This is a genomic window from Massilia sp. BSC265 (genome assembly GCF_000740675.1).
In the GTDB taxonomy this organism is placed as follows: domain Bacteria; phylum Pseudomonadota; class Gammaproteobacteria; order Burkholderiales; family Burkholderiaceae_D; genus Telluria.
The window spans coordinates 1-15,401 of sequence record NZ_JPXI01000039.1; the positions used below are offsets into that span (position 1 = coordinate 1).

The window sequence follows — 15,401 nt, forward strand, 5'->3', positions numbered from 1 at the left end:
GCTGCTGTTTCTGGCGCGCGTCGTGTACGACGCGGTCTTCGCCAGCATGCCGGGTTTCGTCGCGATCGACCATAGCCTGGTGAAGACACCGCTGGCCGGAAGGCTGGTCCACAGTGTCGCCCAAGGCGATGCCGTAAGGGCCGGCGACACCGTCGCGCAGCTTCGCAACGAACTGCTCGAATCGCAGCGCGACGCGCTGCGGGCTTCGCTGGCGGCGGCGCGGCGGCGCATGCAGGCGCAGACCGCTGCCGGCGCGCCGCCGGCAGCGCCGCCGAACCCGGCCGCGCAGCCCATGCTGGCCTTGCGGCAATCACAGTACCGCAGCATGCGCGATCTGGTGGACGAGCAGGCCGCAACCCAGTCCGAACTCGATGAAGCCTATGTGGCCCTGCTGCAGGCCCGGGGCCACACCGCCGCTGTCGCTTCGCGGATTGCTGCAAGCCCCGCGCCGGATGACACGCAGTTCGCGGCTCTGGCTGAACGCCTGGCGGACGTCGAGGCACGCATCGCCGCGCTGCGGCTGGTGGCGCCCCGCGACGGCATGGTATCCCAAGTGTTCCCGAAAACCGGAGAATGGCTGGCCGAGAACACGGAGGTGGCCGACGTCCGTGCGCGTCGCGCACCCAAGGTGGAAGTCTATGTCGATCCCGCGTCGGCATCCGAGGCCAGCGTAGGAAAATGGGCGACGATCCGCTTCCTGGACGGGTACACGCACCGCGCCATGGTAGCCGAAGTGAAGACGACGGCGCAGCGCCTGCCGGCGGACCGCGCCAATCCGCTGGTGGTGCGCCATCACTCGGTGATCGCCATGCTGGACCCGGTGCCGGCCTTGCCAGACCGATACCGGATTAATATCCTGCCGGTCGATGTCACGTTCGACATCTTTCCTTCCGACCAAAAAGGAAATTCAGTTTGGCTCAGCAAGCTTTATGTTTCCAGATAATCAATTCGATAATATAAAGATGGGTTTCCACTCATTCAATTTGACTTACGGTCAGCTATGAATGACCAATTCGCCATCAAAATAAATTAGCGGTTCCTCTTCGCATTTTTTCTGCCCGGTAAGTTAATCTGTGCGTCCTCAGAAACTTACCGGGCAGCATTATGTTCTTTAAGCGATATATTCCACTTGCAGTATTATCAGCATCCTTGGCAGCGTGCGGTGGCGCCGGAGTCGATCAAGCGGAGCCGAGCAGCAACATCAGCGGCAGTGCCGAAGGGTCGGAAAGCCTACCTGCCTTCCGTGTCGCGCAACAGGTCGACGACGCCCCCGCATCGACCACCCGGACGGTTTCCTCGATGGCGGATGCCACGATGGCGACCGTGACCGTATCGACCGCGGCAGTTCAGTCCACTAGCGCCACGGCCACCCGGGCAATGTGGAGCTGGTTCGACAGCGACATCGCTACCGTGGCCAAGCAGAAGTCGATGCTCGACTTCGCAGCACAGCGCAAGATCAACATCATCTACGTGCACAGCCAGTCACTGCTGGGAAAACCCGCATTGCTGGCAGGCTTCATCGACCGTGCCGCAGCCCGCTCGGTCAAGGTCGAGTTGCTGTTCGGCGCACCCGAGTGGTCGCGCGCCGAGAACCACCACCTGGCGCTGGACATACTCAAGCGGGCCAATGCGTTCGTCGCAGGCCTGACGGGCGCGCGCCCGGTCGGCCTGCATTTCGACATCGAACCGCATGGGCTGCCTGACTGGAACCAGAACCAGGTCAGCTTGGGGAACCAGCTGATCGATTTGTATACCAAGATGAAAGCCGCGCACCGTAGCGGTCTGTATTTGAATGCAGATATTGCAATGGGATATGAGTATGTGCCAATTACCCGTAACGACGTGACCCGTACCCTGTCGCACTGGATGGTCGATACCGTCGATCGCACCACCTTGATGGCTTACCGCGACTACGCGATGGGCGCCGACAGCATTACTTCGCATGCCGAGCATCCGATTTCTTATGCGCTTACAAAAGGGAAACAGACGATGGTAGGGGTCGAAACGACTTGTAATCTGGAACCCGCCAAGATTACCTTCTGCGAAGAAGGATATAGTCGAATGGAAAGTAATGTGGCGTCGGTCAATACTCTTTTCGGAACTAACGCCGGCTATGGCGGAATGGCCTTCCACGATTATCGCGCTTTGCGTGCATTAAAGAGGTAGTTAGGACCTGTCGGCCGGCTGCGGGGGGGAAGCTTGCAGGACCTGGCGGCAAAAGGTGGACGCACGGATGGAGACGGCAGTGCTGCGGCATTTGGTGTAGGATTGCCGCCATGTTTTCGCTCTTACAACACCCCGTCCATGCCTGAATACGAACTGTCTCCGCAATATGTTGCCCGCAGTGCCGCCTCCTTCGACTGGTCCGGAACCAGCCTGGGCGATCCTGCCGGCTGGCCGGCGCCATTGCGTGTGGCCGCCGACCTGCTGCTCAATTCCCCGCTGCCGGGACTGCTGGTGTGGGGGCGTGAGACCGTCCTGGTCTTCAACGAGGCCTATGCAGAGCTCGCGGGCCTGGGCTGCGGCCGGGTGCCGGGCGGCTCGGTGCCCTCGGTGCTGCCGCCGCCGCTGTCGGCCGCCGGCGCTGCCATGCAGCAGGCCTGGTCTGGCCAGCCCGGCCTGGTGGCGGGCACGCTGCTCAGCTTCCGCCATGCGGACGGCCCGCTGGAGCACCGCTGCGACCTGCGCCTGACGCCGCTAACAGACGGCAACGGCGGTATCGGCGGCATTCACATCCTGCTGGCGCCGCCTGCTGGCGCGCCGGCCGCCGGCGAGCCGGAGCCCGACGACGCCGGCCTGCGCATCCTGGTGGTCGAGGACAATCTCGATTCCCAGTACTTGGTTTGCGAGATGCTCAAGGCCTTCGGCCACGAAGCCGACGGCGTGGCGCATCCGGACGACGCGCTCGCCCTGCTGGCGAAGCAGCGTTACCACGTGCTGTTCTCGGACGTCAGCCTGCCCGGCATGTCGGGGGTAGACCTGGCGCGCCGCGCGCTCCAGGACAATCCGGCGCTGAAAGTGATCTTCGCCTCCGGCTACGGCGACTCGCTGCTGCGCCACCTCGAGTTTCCCTACCTGTCGCTCCAGAAGCCCTACGAGCTGGACCAGCTCCAGGACGCCCTGGCAAAGGTGGCGCGCCAGCCGGCGCCAGCCAGGTGAGGCCGGTGCCCGCGTGTCAAGGGGCTTCGGCTGGGCTACAATGGCCCGTACCAGGCCAGGCGCAGCCGTGCGCTTGCCACCTGTCTTCAGGCCAGCATAGATGATTCCGACTGAACCGATCGGCAGCATTCCCCGTCCGCCCGAGCTGGTCGCCGCGATCCGTGGCGGCGCCCCGGACCGCGAACTCGCGCCCCTGTTCGATGCGGCGGTGCGCGCGACCGTGGCAGACTTCGAGGCGACCGGGGCGCTCGTCATCAGCGATGGGGAGCAGGGAAAGATCGAGAACTTCTGGTGCTATCCGGTGCACGGCGCGGCCAATACCGCGCCGGACGGGTTCTGCATACCTCTGGGCCACAGTCCCGGCGGCGTCACCCACCGCATGCCGCGCCTGACGCACGGTCCCTTCCGTTACCAGCGCTACGCCGACCAGTATCTGCGGGCGGCACGTCGCTACACGGCCCACCCGCACACGTCGGTCAAGCAGGCCATCATCTCGCCCTCGGCGCTGTCGCTGCTCTACCCGCCCGACGGCGTGGAAGGATATCCGCGCGAGCAGTTCCTCGACGACCTGGTGCGTGAACACGAAACCGAGATCCGGCGCTGCCTCGAAGCCGGCGCCCACAAGGTGCAGATCGATTTCGCCGAAGGCCCGCTGGCGATGCGGCTCGATCCGAGCGGCGCCCTGCTGGCCAGCTTCGTCCACCTGAACAACATGGCCCTGGCGCGCTTCTCCACCGCCGAGCGCGCCCTGATCGGGGTGCACGTGTCGGCAGCCGGGATTCGCCGTCCGGGAAGCTGCGCGCCCGGCGCCGCCGCGGCCGAGGGACAGGTCGACTACGCCGAGCTGCTGCCGGCGCTGTTCGAGATCCGTGCCGGCAGTTTCTATATTGCGATGGCCGGCCAGCCGGATCCGGAGCGCGTGCTGCGCATCGCCCGCGACTATGCGCGTCCCGAGCAGCGCGTGTTCGTCGGCGTCACCGACCCGCTCGATGCGCGCATCGAGACTGCGCAGCAGGTGCGCGACCGGGTGCTGCTGGCGGCGCAGTACCTCGACCCGCATCGCCTGGGAACGACCGACGATGCCGGCTTCGCCCCCTTCTTCGACAACGACAGCATCAGCCGCGCCACCGCCTTCGCCAAGGTGCGCGCACGGGTCGAAGGCACGTGCCTGGCCGCCGCTCTCCTGGAAGGGGCCGCATGAGCGAAGAACACGAACTCGAGATGATGCGTTCGGCCGCACTGCGCAATGCCCAGAGCGTACTGGCCGCGCGCCAACGCGCCGAGGACGAGCTGCTGGCGGCGCAGGAAGCGCTGCGCCGCGCCAACGAGCGCATGGAAAACATGCTCGAGAGCCTGTCCGACGGCTTCTGCGCGGTCGACCGCGACTGGCGCATCACCTATATCAACGGGCGCGCCCTCGACATGATCGCCCCGCTCGACAAAAGCCGCGCGGGCCTGGTCGGCAAGAACCTGTGGGATGAGTTCGAGGACCTGCACGGCACCTCGGTGGCCGAGGACTGCCGCCGCGCCATGGAGCGGCGCGAGACCGTGGTGCGCGATTTTTATTACGGACGCCTGCAATGCTGGCTCGAGATGCGCCTGCACCCCTCGCCGGACGGGCTGACCCTGTACTTCCAGGACATCACGCAGCGCAAACTGGACCAGCAGGCCCTGGTCGAGAACAACAACCGGCTGCAGGTGGCGCTGGCGGCCGGGCGCCTGGGCGACTGGCGCTGGGATGCCGCGCTCGACCGCGTGGTCCTCGGCCTGCGTGCGGCCGGCATCCTGGGCCTGCCCGCCGAGACCCCGCTCCCCTGGCCGCAGCTGCGCGGGCGCCTGGCTCCCGAGCACCGCATCCAGGTCCGACGCGCCGTGCTCAAGGCATTCAAGGCGCGCGCCGACCTGAACATCGAGTGCCGCCTTGCAACCGGCGGCGCCGGGAGCGAAGGCAGTAGCGCGCCGCGCTGGGTGGCCCTGGTCGGCCGCCCCGACTACGCCGAACGCAAGGGCCAGGACGCCCTCGTCGGCATGACCGGCGTGGTGCAGGACATCAGCGGTCGCAAGAGCGCCGAAGACACCCTGCGCCAGAGCGAGGAACTGCTGCGCGCACTGGCCAACACCATCCCGCAGCTGGCCTGGATGGCCGGCACCGACGGCGGCATCGTCTGGTTCAACGACCGCTGGTACGAATACACCGGGCGCACGCCGCAGCAAAGCGTAGGCTGGGGCTGGCAGGAAGTGATCGAGCCCAGCGTCCTTTCGGCCGTGATGACGCGCTGGCGCGAGACCATCCGCAGCGGCGAGCCCTTCGAGATGGAATTCCCGCTGCGCGGCGCAGACGGCAGCTACCGCTGGTACCTGACGCGCGTCAGCGCGGTGCGCGATGCCGAGGGCCGCGTGGTGCGCTGGTTCGGCACCAACACCGACGTCGACCAGGTCAAGCGCGCCGAGCAGGCCCTGCGCGACGAGTCCCACGTGCTCGAACTGCTCAACAATACCGGCAGCATCCTGGCCTCGACCCGCGACCTGCGCTCGCTGCTGCGCGCGGCCACCGAGGCCGCCCTGGGCGTCAGCGGCGCGCGCTTCGGCGCCTTCCTCCATTACGGACAGGAAGGCGACGGCATCCTGTTTTCGACGGTGACGCTGGCGGGCGCCACATCGGGGGAATTCCAGAGCTTCGGCGCGCCGCGCGCGAGCGCGCTCTGCCCGCCGCAGCTGCGCGCCGAAGGCATGGTGCGCATCGACGATATCGCCGAAGACCCACGCTACGCCGGCAGCGCCCCGCAGTTCGGGCTGCCGGCCGGCCACCCGGCGGTGCGCAGCTACATGGCGGTGCCGGTGGCCGCGCGATCCGGCGAGCTGCTCGGCACCATGTTCTTCGGCCATCCGGAACCGGGCGTGTTCACCGAGCGCAGCGAGCGCATCGTGCGCGGCATCTCCGCCCAGGCGGCAATCGCAGTCGACAACACCCGCCTGTACGAAGCCACCCGCCGCGCCGCCGAGGAGCGCAAGGTCCTGCTCGAGAACGAGCGCGAGGCGCGCGCCGAGGCCGAGCGCAGCAGCCAGATGAAGGACGAGTTCCTGGCCACCCTCTCGCACGAACTGCGCACTCCGCTGTCGGCGATCCTCGGCTGGTCCCAGGTCCTGCGCCGCGGCAGCCGCGACGGCGCCGACCTGCAGCGCGGCCTGCAGACGATCGAACGCAACGCGCGTGCCCAGGCCCAGCTGATCGAGGATCTGCTCGACATGAGCCGCATCACCTCCGGCAAGGTGCTGCTCGACATGCAGGCGATCGCCCCGAGCACCTTCGTCGATGCCGCCATCGAAACCGTGCGCCCGGCAGCCGACGCCAAGCACATCGCCATCGAACGACATTACCTGGCGCCCGGCGCGCTCGTGGCTGGCGACACCGGCAGGCTGCAACAAGTAATCTGGAACCTGCTGTCGAATGCGATCAAGTTCACGCCGCGGGACGGCCGGGTGGCGGTCGAAATCAGTGAGCGGGACACCGAAGCTGGCGCGATGGTAGCGATCACCGTGCGCGACAACGGCGCCGGCATCCGCCCCGAATTCATCACCCACGTGTTCGAGCGTTTCCGGCAAGAAGATGCATCGATGACGCGCCGCCATGGCGGCCTCGGCCTGGGGTTGTCGATCGTCAAGCACCTGGTCGAACAGCACGGCGGCATGGTACGTGCGGAGAGCGCCGGCGAAGGCCAGGGCTCCAGCTTCACGATCGAGCTGCCGCGCGCCGAAGCGCCTGCGGCGGCCAGCCGATCGGCACGCGGCTCCGTCGCCCCGACGCTGGCGCCGGAGCCGGCCGAGGCCGCCGTACGCGACCTGGCCGGGCTGACGGTGCTGGTGGTGGACGATGCGCGCGACGGGCGCGAATTGATCGCCCGCATCCTGACCGACTGCCATGCCAGGGTGCGGGTGGCTGCCAGCGCGCGCGAAGCCTTCGATGCCCTGCGCGCCGACCGGCCGGACGTGCTGGTGAGCGACCTGGGAATGCCCGAGGTCGATGGGTTCGAACTGATCGGCTGGGTCCGGGCCCTGCCGCGCGCAGCCGGGGGCCAGCTGCCGGCCATTGCCCTGACCGCCTTCGCCCGGCCGGAAGACCGCCTGAAGGCGCTGGAAGCAGGTTTTTCGACCCATATTTCCAAGCCGGTGGAACCGGGCGAACTGATTGCCGCGGTAGCATCGGTGGCTGGACCGGCCGGGCGGCGTGTGGCAGGAGAGGTGCGCGGGTACAGTCCTTGATGCTCCTACCGCGACACGCGGCGCTGTCCTACAAGAAATTTTTAGGGTTTTGCTAGACTATGAAGAGATGGGAGGTGTCCATTCCAAAAGGAAATGGAACACCGCTCCCAACAGAGCAGAAGAGAACGAGCATGCCGAGCAGACAAGACATTTTGAACGCGAAGATCCTGGTGGTGGACGACTCGCCCGACAATATCGAACTGATGGAAGAGATATTGCGCGAGGAAGGCTACACCTGCGTCAGTTCGACGATGCTGCCTGAACAGGTATGCCCGCTGCATCGCGAGCACAACTACGACCTGATCCTGCTCGACCTGCAGATGCCCGGGCTGAACGGTTTCCAGGTCATGAAGGGCCTGAAGGAAATCGAACAGGGCGGCTACCTGCCGGTGCTGGCCCTCACGGCCCAGCCGAGCTTCAAGATCGCCGCGCTGGAAGCGGGCGCCCGTGACTTCATCAGCAAGCCCTTCGACTTGCTCGAGGTGCACAAGCGCATCCACAACATGCTGGAAGTGCGCCTGCTCTACAAGGAACTGGCCCAGTATAGCCGTGCCCAGCAGGAACTGGCGCTCCACGATGCCCTCACCGGCCTGCCGAACCGCCGCCTGCTGGAAGACCGCATCGAGACTGCCCTCCAGCATGCCCACCGCAGCCACACCAAGGCCGCGATCATGTACCTCGACCTGGACGGCTTCAAGGCGATCAACGACACCTACGGCCATGCCTACGGCGACGACATCCTCAAGATGGTCTCGCAGCGCCTGCTGGCGAATTCGCGCAAGGAAGACACCGTGGCGCGCCTTGGCGGCGACGAGTTCATGGTGGTGCTGGGCGAGATCCACAGCCTGGCAGACGCCCAGGGACCGGCCGCCAAGCTGGTCGAAGCCGTGTCCGAGCCCTACTTCATCAACGACCTGACCCTGCGCCTGTCGACTTCGATCGGCATCAGCATCTATCCCGACGATGCCGAATCGGTGGACGCATTGATCAGCATCGCCGACTACGCACTGTACGAAGCCAAGCGCGCCGGCAAGAACCGCTTCTGCTCGCCGGCGGCGAACCGCCAGGCGGCGGCCAAGATGCCGGCGCCGGCAAATGCGGGTGCGGGTGCGGTGGAGACCGTGGCGCATCGCTGAGCGCGGACGCCGCGCCCGGGTTTCTGTCTGCGCAATTTCTGTCTGCGCAATATCGGGCGACATGATGTCGCCCAGGTCTTTCTCAGCACCATGATTAGCACCGATCACGCCCCTTGCAAGGTGTAAACCAAAGGGGCCACGGGCAGCTCCGCCGCCCGTGGCCCGCATGAACGAAGTCTCGCCTGCTTGTCAGCGGTTCCCGCCCTCATCCTTCTGCAGATACCTGGTATTGATTTCGGCATTCCGCAACATCTCTTCGTTATGCGCCTCGATTGCCTGCGCATGCTGGTGGTCGCGCTTGGCGTCGACCTTGTCCGGCGCCACTTCGATGCGGGTGATGCTGGACTGGACCGATACCGGATCGCTGGCCGGGAAGGTCATCTCGACGCCGTCGTCGAGCAATTCTTCCTCTGCCTGCTCCTTGCCCGATGCGCCTTCGCAGCTGGACAAGGCCTTGATGGCGACGGCGTAGTTGACAAGCTTCAGGTTGGCAAGATCGCCGATCGTGTGCACGCCAATGGCTGCAAAGGCGGCGGCTTGTTGTTCGGTCACACCATTCAAAGCAGTCAACGGCGAATTGACGAGCTCACGGAACGATTTGCCGTGATAATCCTGATTTACGATTGAGTCGATATTCATTTTCTGTCCTTTCATGTAGGCAGCCCCGTCCTCCATCGATACGGTTGAACTGGACGATTCCACTATCGCACAGGCGCTAGGGCACGTATGTGCGGCACCGTACATGCGGCCATGCGCACGATTGCGTTTTGCCTGTTTGCACGTAAATTGCTCGTGATATTATTCGCCGTTATTACAGCGCGTTTTTCTTTGACGTAACAATTTGATTTGGTATGATCTTTCCAGAAGGTAAATCCTTTTAGCGAAAGCACAAGAACCATCGTGGCAGACACTGACAAACCCAAGATCTTGGTCGTCAACGACGACGCCGCCAGCCTGTTAGCGCTGACGAGCCTGCTCGACCAATGGGCGGATGAAAGCAACTACACGGTGCATTCGGCCCGCTCGGGCCAGGAAGCGCTGCGCCAGGTGCTGCTCCACGATTTCGCTGTGATCCTGCTCGACGTGAACATGCCCGGCATGGACGGCTTCGAGACCGCCGAGGCGATCCACCAGCGCGCGCGCTCGGCGGACATTCCCATCATCTTCGTCACCGCCTTCCTGGCCGACGAGATCGACCGCCTCAAGGCCTACCAGCGCGGCGCGGCCGACTTCCTGTTTACCCCGGTGATCCCCCAGATCCTGCACGCCAAGGTCTCGGTGTTCGTGGCGCTGGCGATGAAGAACGAGCAGCTCAAGCGCCAGGCCGAAAAGCTCTCGCAGCGGACCACCGAGCTGACCGCGACCAACCGCCGCCTCGTGCGCGAAATGGAAGAACGCCGCGACGCCGAGCGCAAGAGCCACGCCAAGGACGAATTCCTCGCCATGCTCGGCCACGAGCTGCGCAATCCTCTGTCGGCGATCAGCAGCGCTTCCGCGCTGATCGGCATGGCCGGCGCCAACGGCGAGACGGTGGCGCGCGCCAAGCAGATCATCCAGCGCCAGAGCCAGCACCTGTCGCGCATCGTCGACGACCTGCTCGACCTGTCGCGCGCGATGTCGGGCAAGATCCTGTTGTCGCGCAAGCCTACCGACCTGTCGAATCTGGTGTCTGGATGCCTGGAAACCCTGCGCGCCACCGGCCGCACCGCTGGCTACCGCTTCAGCGTCGACCTCGCCCCGAACTGGGTCGACGGCGACCCGACCCGTCTGGAACAGATCACCACCAACCTGCTGGACAACGCGCTCAAGTACACGCCCACGGGCGGCAGCATCGACGTCAAGGTGGCCCAGTCGAGCGACGATGTGCTGCTGACGGTACGCGATACCGGCGTCGGCATCCCCGAAGAACTGCTGCCGCACGTGTTCGACGTGTTCGTGCAGGGCGCGATCTCGATCGACCGCTCGCAGGGCGGCCTCGGGATCGGCCTGTCGCTGGTGCGGCGGCTGGTGGAACTGCATGGCGGCAGCGTCAGCGCCCATAGCGAAGGCAGCGGCAACGGCAGTACCTTCATGATCCGCCTGCCGCGCACCGAACCCGTGGTGGTGACGCCAATCGTGCAGCAGTCAAGCGGCGACAGCTCCGGCAAGCCCGCGGTGCTGCTGATCGAAGACAATGAGGACGGCCGCGAGATGATGGCGACCATGCTGGCCGCCCACGGCTTCCCGGTGGACACGGCGGCCGACGGCCTGCAAGGCGTGGCGGCGGCGCTGGCCGGCCGGCCGGCTGCGGCGCTGGTCGACATCGGCCTGCCCGGGATCGACGGCTACGAAGTGGCGCGCCGCCTGCGCCGCGACCCGGCCACGCGCCACATCCGCCTGATCGCATTGACCGGCTATGGACTGGCCGAAGACCACCGGCGGGTGATGGAAGCGGGCTTCGACCAGCACCTGGTGAAGCCGGTCGACATGGACCGGCTGCTGGAGGCACTGGCGCCGGCGGCGCTGTCGGCGGCGGACGCCGCCTGACGGTCCCGGTCCTCCGACCCGGCCGCGGCCTGAAATAGTCCCGGCGCTGCCGGGAGTCCTGGCAAAGCCAGGACGAGCTGTTATTATCCCAGTTCGGCGGCCCGGGCCGCCAGCTCCTGCCCCAGCGCCTCCAGGTCCAGCTTCAGTTCCCTCATCTTCGGGAACATTTCCTGCTCTTCTTCCTCGACGTGGTGGTCGACCATCTCGCCCAGCACCTTCACCTTGGCATCGTACAGGTCGTCGCCCGGGTCCATCTCCTGGATCTGTGCGATCAGGTCCTTGGCGGACGCGTGTTCCACGACAGCCTCGTCGACCATGTCCTCGGTTTCCTCGGTAGCCTCGCGCACCGCCGGATACAGGATCTCCTCTTCGATCGTGGTGTGCATGATCAGCGCCTGGCAGATTTCGTCGGCGAGTTTCTTCTTGCTGACCTTGGCACGGTCGGTCATGTTCTCGAATTTCTCGAACATCTCGTGGACTTCGCGGTGCTGCGCGGTAAGCAGCGTGATGGCATCCTGCGATTTGCTTGCGGTCGTCATTGTATTACCCCCGGTTGTTGATAAAGTAGCATGCGCCACGCCCCAAGCTTCGCCCGAAACGGGCGGCGCGACTGTACGGCAGCGCACGCTGGTTCCGCCGCCCGGTATGTACAATGCACGGGCTTTGCGCGCCGCCATCGCGCCAACTGTTGTATGATTTGGGAAACATTTAATCGAGCCTACGATGACCGAACCGGCACATCCGCAGCCCGCTCCAGCCGCAGTCGCCACGACAGCGCCGGCCGCGGACCGCACCGCTGAACTCACCGAGATGCTCGGCTACCTCGCCGCCTGCTGGGACGAGGAACGCCGCCTGCTGGCACGCCAGCTCCACGACAGCCTGGGCTCGTCGATGACGGCGCTGACCATGCATCTCGCCTTGCTCAGCCAGCACATCCCGGCCGAAAACCAGTCGATGCGCGACCGCAGCGCGCAGATGAAGGGGCTGCTCGCGAACATCATCGAGACCAACCGCAAGATGCAGCTCGAGCTCTGGAACGACAAGCTCGAGTTCCTTGGCCTGAAGGCCGCATTGGCCGAACTGGTCCCGAGCTTTGCCGCGGCCAACGGCATCAAGGCGCGCGCCAGCTTGCCCGACGAGGACGGCTCGTACACCCGCACCCAGGGCGTAGTGCTGCTGCGCTGCGTCGAGGAAGGCCTGCGCAACGTGGCCGCGCATGCCCGCGCGACCGAGGTCGACGTGATCCTGGACGACGACGGCGAGCAGGTGATGCTGACGATCCGCGACAACGGCACCGGGCTGCCGGACGCTGACAAGGTGCTGGAATCGACCAGCTGTCATGGCCTGCGCCTGCTGCGCGAGCGGGCGCGCTTCCTCGGCGGCACGCTGGAACTCGGCACCGGCGAAAGCGGTGGCGCCGTGCTGCGCATGACGCTGCCGAAGCAGGTGCCGGAAGGCTGAGTCCCCGGGGCTTACCGAAGGCGGTTTCGTAGGGTGGGCGGCCGTGCCGCCCATGCGGCGATGCATACCCCCACTGTCACCGTGTGGGCGGGAACAACGGTCCGCTGGACTATCCCCCCCCCTTCCAAACCGCTCCCTAGTGCAGCTTGACCAGCGGCGTGGCCCGCCGCACCAGGAAACGCGCCAGCGCCAGCACGCCGGTACGCATGGTGCCGAGCACCGCGCGATGGTGCATTAGGTGCAGGCTGGTGTACATCAGGCGCGCCATCGTGCCCTGCACGAACCAACTGGCGCCGCGCAGCGAGCCCATCAGGCTACCCACGCTCGTGTCGCGTCCGACCGACACCAATGACCCGTAGTCGCGGTATTCATACGGCCGTTCCTGCGGCGGGTGCCCTTTGGACTTGCGGATGAAACTCGTGACCAGATAATCGGCCTGCTGGTGGGCGGCCTGGGCGCGCGGCGGCACTGCGTTGCCCTTGCCGTCCACGCAGGCAGCGCAATCGCCCAGCGCATAGATGTCGGCGGCGCCCTTCACGCGCAGGTGCGCGTCGACTTCGACCTGCCCGCCCTTGGCGGTCGGCAGGCCCAGCGTGGCCAGCAGGTCCGGCGCCTTGATTCCGGCCGCCCACACGCACAGCTTGGCCGGATACACCTTGCCGTCCTTGTCGATCACCCGATCGGGATGAATCTCGGTAACCCGGCAGTTCGGAACAACGCGGATGCCGCGCTTGCCCAGCAGGTCGGTGGCCGCAAGCGACACCTTTTCGGGCAGCGGCGCGAGCACCCGCGGGGCGCCTTCGAGGATGGTGATGCGCACGTCCCGCTTGCCGTCGAGCTGGTCGAAACCGTAGTTGACGTAGGCGCTGGAAGCTTCGCGCAGCTCGGCAGCCAGCTCCACGCCGGTGGCACCGCCGCCGATGATCACCACGTCCAGTCCCGGACTGCCACCTTCGCCACCACCCTCGCGTTCCTGCTCGGCCGCCAGCATCAGCCGCAGCATGCGCAGGCGGAAGCGCTCGGCGTCCTCGGTGGCATTCAGGGAAATCGTGTGCTCCTTCGCTCCCGGCACGCCGAAGTAGTTCGAGGTGCTGCCGACCGCGAGGACCAGGGAACCATAATGGATGCGGCGCTCGGGTAGCACCTCGTCGTTGTCGGAAGCGGCGAGGATCGCGCCCACGGTGATGGACTTGGATGCGGCGTCGAGGGCTGTCATCGGCCCGAACACGAAGTTGAAGCCGTTGTCGTGCGCCAGCATCTGGTAGGACAGTCCTTCCTGGTGGATGTCCAGGGTGCCGGCCGCCACCTCGTGCAGCGAAGGCTTCCAGATGTGATAGAGCCGGCTGTCCACCAGCGTCACCTTCGACGGGCCCAGCTTGCGGCCCAGTTTGCAGGCCAGTTCCAGGCCGCCTGCACCGCCACCCACGATCACGAATTCGCTACGCAAAGTAAGCTCCTCTCATGGCGCCCGTCCGGCAATGCCAGCACATGGGCGATGTGGCAATCTTACTACGTTAGCGCAAAGCAGGCCTCCCACTGGCCGCGCGCCACCCTGCCCGCGTCGCATCTTCGTGGCCGCGACGGCGCCGGGGAATTGGTTGCTGCGCGTGCAAGGAGGCGCCGTCTTCAAGGTCTGTGCTCCCTCTTCCTGGGCGCCTTGGTGGAGTAGTGCCGGCTTGTGCGTAGCCTGTGGCGTCGAGGTATCGCGGTATGCAGCCGCTGCTCGTGGGTTAGTTACTTTTTACGCGACATCAACAAGCAGATCGCTGGATAGCCCCTCCCTGCCGCTCTCCCGCAATCATGCGCCTCATGCACAGGTGTAGCATGGCCCGACCACGCGACAATGAAAGGACTCCACGTGAACCAGCGCTACCGACCGATCTCGCGCCTGGGCCTTGGCGGCACCGGGCTGGGCGACATGTACCACACCACGGGCGACGAGGCGGCCCGCACCACCGTCGACGCCGCATGGGAAGCAGGCATCCGCTATTTCGATACCGCTCCACACTACGGCACCGGCCTGTCCGAGCACCGCTTCGGCCAGGCCCTGCGCACCCGGCCGCGCCACGACTACACGCTGTCGACCAAGGTCGGGCGCGTGCTGGTGCCGGATCCGGCCGGCGACATCGCCCCGCCCTTCGTTTCCTCGCTGCCCTTCCGTCGGGTGACCGACTACAGCGCCACTGGCGCGCGCCGTTCGGTGGAGGATAGCCTTCAGCGCCTGGCCCTGGGCAGCATCGACATCGTCTACGTGCACGACCTCTCGCCCGACCATCTCGGCGACCGCTTCGACCACGACTACCGGATCGCGGCCGGTCCCGGCGGCGCCTTCGAAGAACTGGTGCGGATGCGCGAAGAAGGCATGATCAAGGCCTGGGGCCTGGGCGTGAACACGGTCGAGCCCTGCCTGCGCGCGCTGCGCGACTCCGACCCGGACATCTTCCTGCTGGCGGGACGCTACACGCTGATGGAAACGACGCCGCTCGAGGCCCTGTTCCCGTTGTGCCTTGAACGTGGCGCCGGCATCGTGCTGGGCGGACCGTTCAACTCGGGCTTCCTTGCCGGCGGCGACCACTACGACTACGTGCCGGCCAAGCCGAAACACTTCGAACACCGCGAACGGCTGCGCCACGTGGCGGCACGCCATGGCGTCGACCTGCCGGCGGCGGCCCTGCAATTCGGCGCGGCTCACCCCGTGGTGGTGTCGACCATCCCGGGCGCCAGCAGCACGCGGCACCTGCGCCGCAACGCCGACCTGATGGAGGCGGAGATCCCGGCGCAGTTCTGGCAGGAGCTGGTGGCCGAAGGCCTGCTGCCGCCGGAGGCGCCGCTGCCAGAATAGGCAGGCCCCGATGGGCG

General features: G+C 66.0%; 12 protein-coding genes. 9 read left to right on the plus strand and 3 right to left on the minus strand.

The features are described 5' to 3' along the window. From MA09_RS18925 to MA09_RS18950, 6 genes are all read left to right on the plus strand, one after another. On the plus strand, nucleotides 1-943 hold a 943-nt coding region (locus tag MA09_RS18925), incomplete at its 5' end, for an HlyD family efflux transporter periplasmic adaptor subunit (protein ID WP_036252020.1). Nucleotides 944-1,104: 161 nt separating this feature from the next. Beyond that, a complete protein-coding gene (locus MA09_RS18930; RefSeq protein WP_152594715.1) occupies nucleotides 1,105-2,166 on the plus strand; it encodes a hypothetical protein in 1,062 nt (353 codons plus the stop codon). 138 nt (nucleotides 2,167-2,304) lie between these two features. Then, nucleotides 2,305-3,159 (plus strand): response regulator, encoded by an 855-nt coding sequence (locus tag MA09_RS18935; RefSeq protein WP_081897687.1) that lies wholly within the window; start codon nucleotides 2,305-2,307, stop codon nucleotides 3,157-3,159. Nucleotides 3,160-3,259: 100 nt separating this feature from the next. Continuing rightward, a complete protein-coding gene (locus tag MA09_RS18940) occupies nucleotides 3,260-4,360 on the plus strand; it encodes a 5-methyltetrahydropteroyltriglutamate--homocysteine methyltransferase (RefSeq protein WP_036252025.1) in 1,101 nt (366 codons plus the stop codon). After that, nucleotides 4,357-7,419 carry an ATP-binding protein gene (locus MA09_RS18945; protein ID WP_051933599.1) on the plus strand — a complete coding sequence of 1,021 codons (3,063 nt, stop codon included), beginning with the start codon at nucleotides 4,357-4,359 and terminating at the stop codon, nucleotides 7,417-7,419. Before MA09_RS18940 ends, MA09_RS18945 begins: the two co-directional genes overlap by 4 nt. 131 nt (nucleotides 7,420-7,550) lie before the next feature. Further along, complete coding sequence (locus MA09_RS18950) at nucleotides 7,551-8,555, plus strand: diguanylate cyclase domain-containing protein (protein ID WP_036252028.1); 1,005 nt, start codon at nucleotides 7,551-7,553, stop codon at nucleotides 8,553-8,555. A 189-nt stretch (nucleotides 8,556-8,744) separates the two neighbouring features. Here the strand turns inward: MA09_RS18950 and MA09_RS18955 are convergent, their stop codons facing one another. Further along, the gene (locus tag MA09_RS18955) at nucleotides 8,745-9,194 is read right to left on the minus strand and encodes a hypothetical protein (protein ID WP_229440782.1); all 450 of its coding nucleotides are present in this window, start codon (nucleotides 9,192-9,194) and stop codon (nucleotides 8,745-8,747) included. A gap of 261 nt (nucleotides 9,195-9,455) precedes the next feature. Between MA09_RS18955 and MA09_RS18960 the strand changes: the two genes are divergently transcribed. Further along, nucleotides 9,456-11,081 (plus strand): response regulator, encoded by a 1,626-nt coding sequence (locus MA09_RS18960; protein WP_036252029.1) that lies wholly within the window; start codon nucleotides 9,456-9,458, stop codon nucleotides 11,079-11,081. An 83-nt stretch (nucleotides 11,082-11,164) separates the two neighbouring features. On the opposite strand, the gene MA09_RS18965 is transcribed toward MA09_RS18960, so the two are convergent. Then, a complete protein-coding gene (locus MA09_RS18965; RefSeq protein WP_036252031.1) occupies nucleotides 11,165-11,620 on the minus strand; it encodes a hemerythrin domain-containing protein in 456 nt (151 codons plus the stop codon). Between the two features lie 184 nt (nucleotides 11,621-11,804). Between MA09_RS18965 and MA09_RS18970 the strand changes: the two genes are divergently transcribed. Continuing rightward, nucleotides 11,805-12,542: a sensor histidine kinase gene (locus tag MA09_RS18970; RefSeq protein WP_036252033.1), complete on the plus strand. Its 738-nt coding sequence runs from the start codon at nucleotides 11,805-11,807 to the stop codon at nucleotides 12,540-12,542. A 136-nt stretch (nucleotides 12,543-12,678) separates the two neighbouring features. Here the strand turns inward: MA09_RS18970 and MA09_RS18975 are convergent, their stop codons facing one another. After that, the gene (locus MA09_RS18975; RefSeq protein ID WP_036252034.1) at nucleotides 12,679-13,989 is read right to left on the minus strand and encodes an NAD(P)/FAD-dependent oxidoreductase; all 1,311 of its coding nucleotides are present in this window, start codon (nucleotides 13,987-13,989) and stop codon (nucleotides 12,679-12,681) included. A 411-nt stretch (nucleotides 13,990-14,400) separates the two neighbouring features. On the opposite strand from MA09_RS18975, the gene MA09_RS18980 reads away from it, so the two are divergent. Further along, the gene (locus MA09_RS18980) at nucleotides 14,401-15,384 is read left to right on the plus strand and encodes an aldo/keto reductase (RefSeq protein ID WP_229440783.1); all 984 of its coding nucleotides are present in this window, start codon (nucleotides 14,401-14,403) and stop codon (nucleotides 15,382-15,384) included. Nucleotides 15,385-15,401 lie beyond the last annotated feature (17 nt).

What these genes read in the sequence shown, in the direction of transcription:
- MA09_RS18930 (WP_152594715.1), top strand. Translation starts at nt 1,105, where the DNA reads ATGTTCTTTAAGCGATATATTCCACTTGCAGTATTATCAGCATCCTTG.
- MA09_RS18940 (WP_036252025.1), top strand. Translation starts at nt 3,260, where the DNA reads ATGATTCCGACTGAACCGATCGGCAGCATTCCCCGTCCGCCCGAGCTG.
- MA09_RS18945 (WP_051933599.1), top strand. Translation starts at nt 4,357, where the DNA reads ATGAGCGAAGAACACGAACTCGAGATGATGCGTTCGGCCGCACTGCGC.
- MA09_RS18970 (WP_036252033.1), top strand. Translation starts at nt 11,805, where the DNA reads ATGACCGAACCGGCACATCCGCAGCCCGCTCCAGCCGCAGTCGCCACG.
- MA09_RS18965 (WP_036252031.1), bottom strand. Translation starts at nt 11,620, where the DNA reads ATGACGACCGCAAGCAAATCGCAGGATGCCATCACGCTGCTTACCGCG.
- MA09_RS18935 (WP_081897687.1), top strand. Translation starts at nt 2,305, where the DNA reads ATGCCTGAATACGAACTGTCTCCGCAATATGTTGCCCGCAGTGCCGCC.
- MA09_RS18955 (WP_229440782.1), bottom strand. Translation starts at nt 9,194, where the DNA reads ATGAATATCGACTCAATCGTAAATCAGGATTATCACGGCAAATCGTTC.
- MA09_RS18950 (WP_036252028.1), top strand. Translation starts at nt 7,551, where the DNA reads ATGCCGAGCAGACAAGACATTTTGAACGCGAAGATCCTGGTGGTGGAC.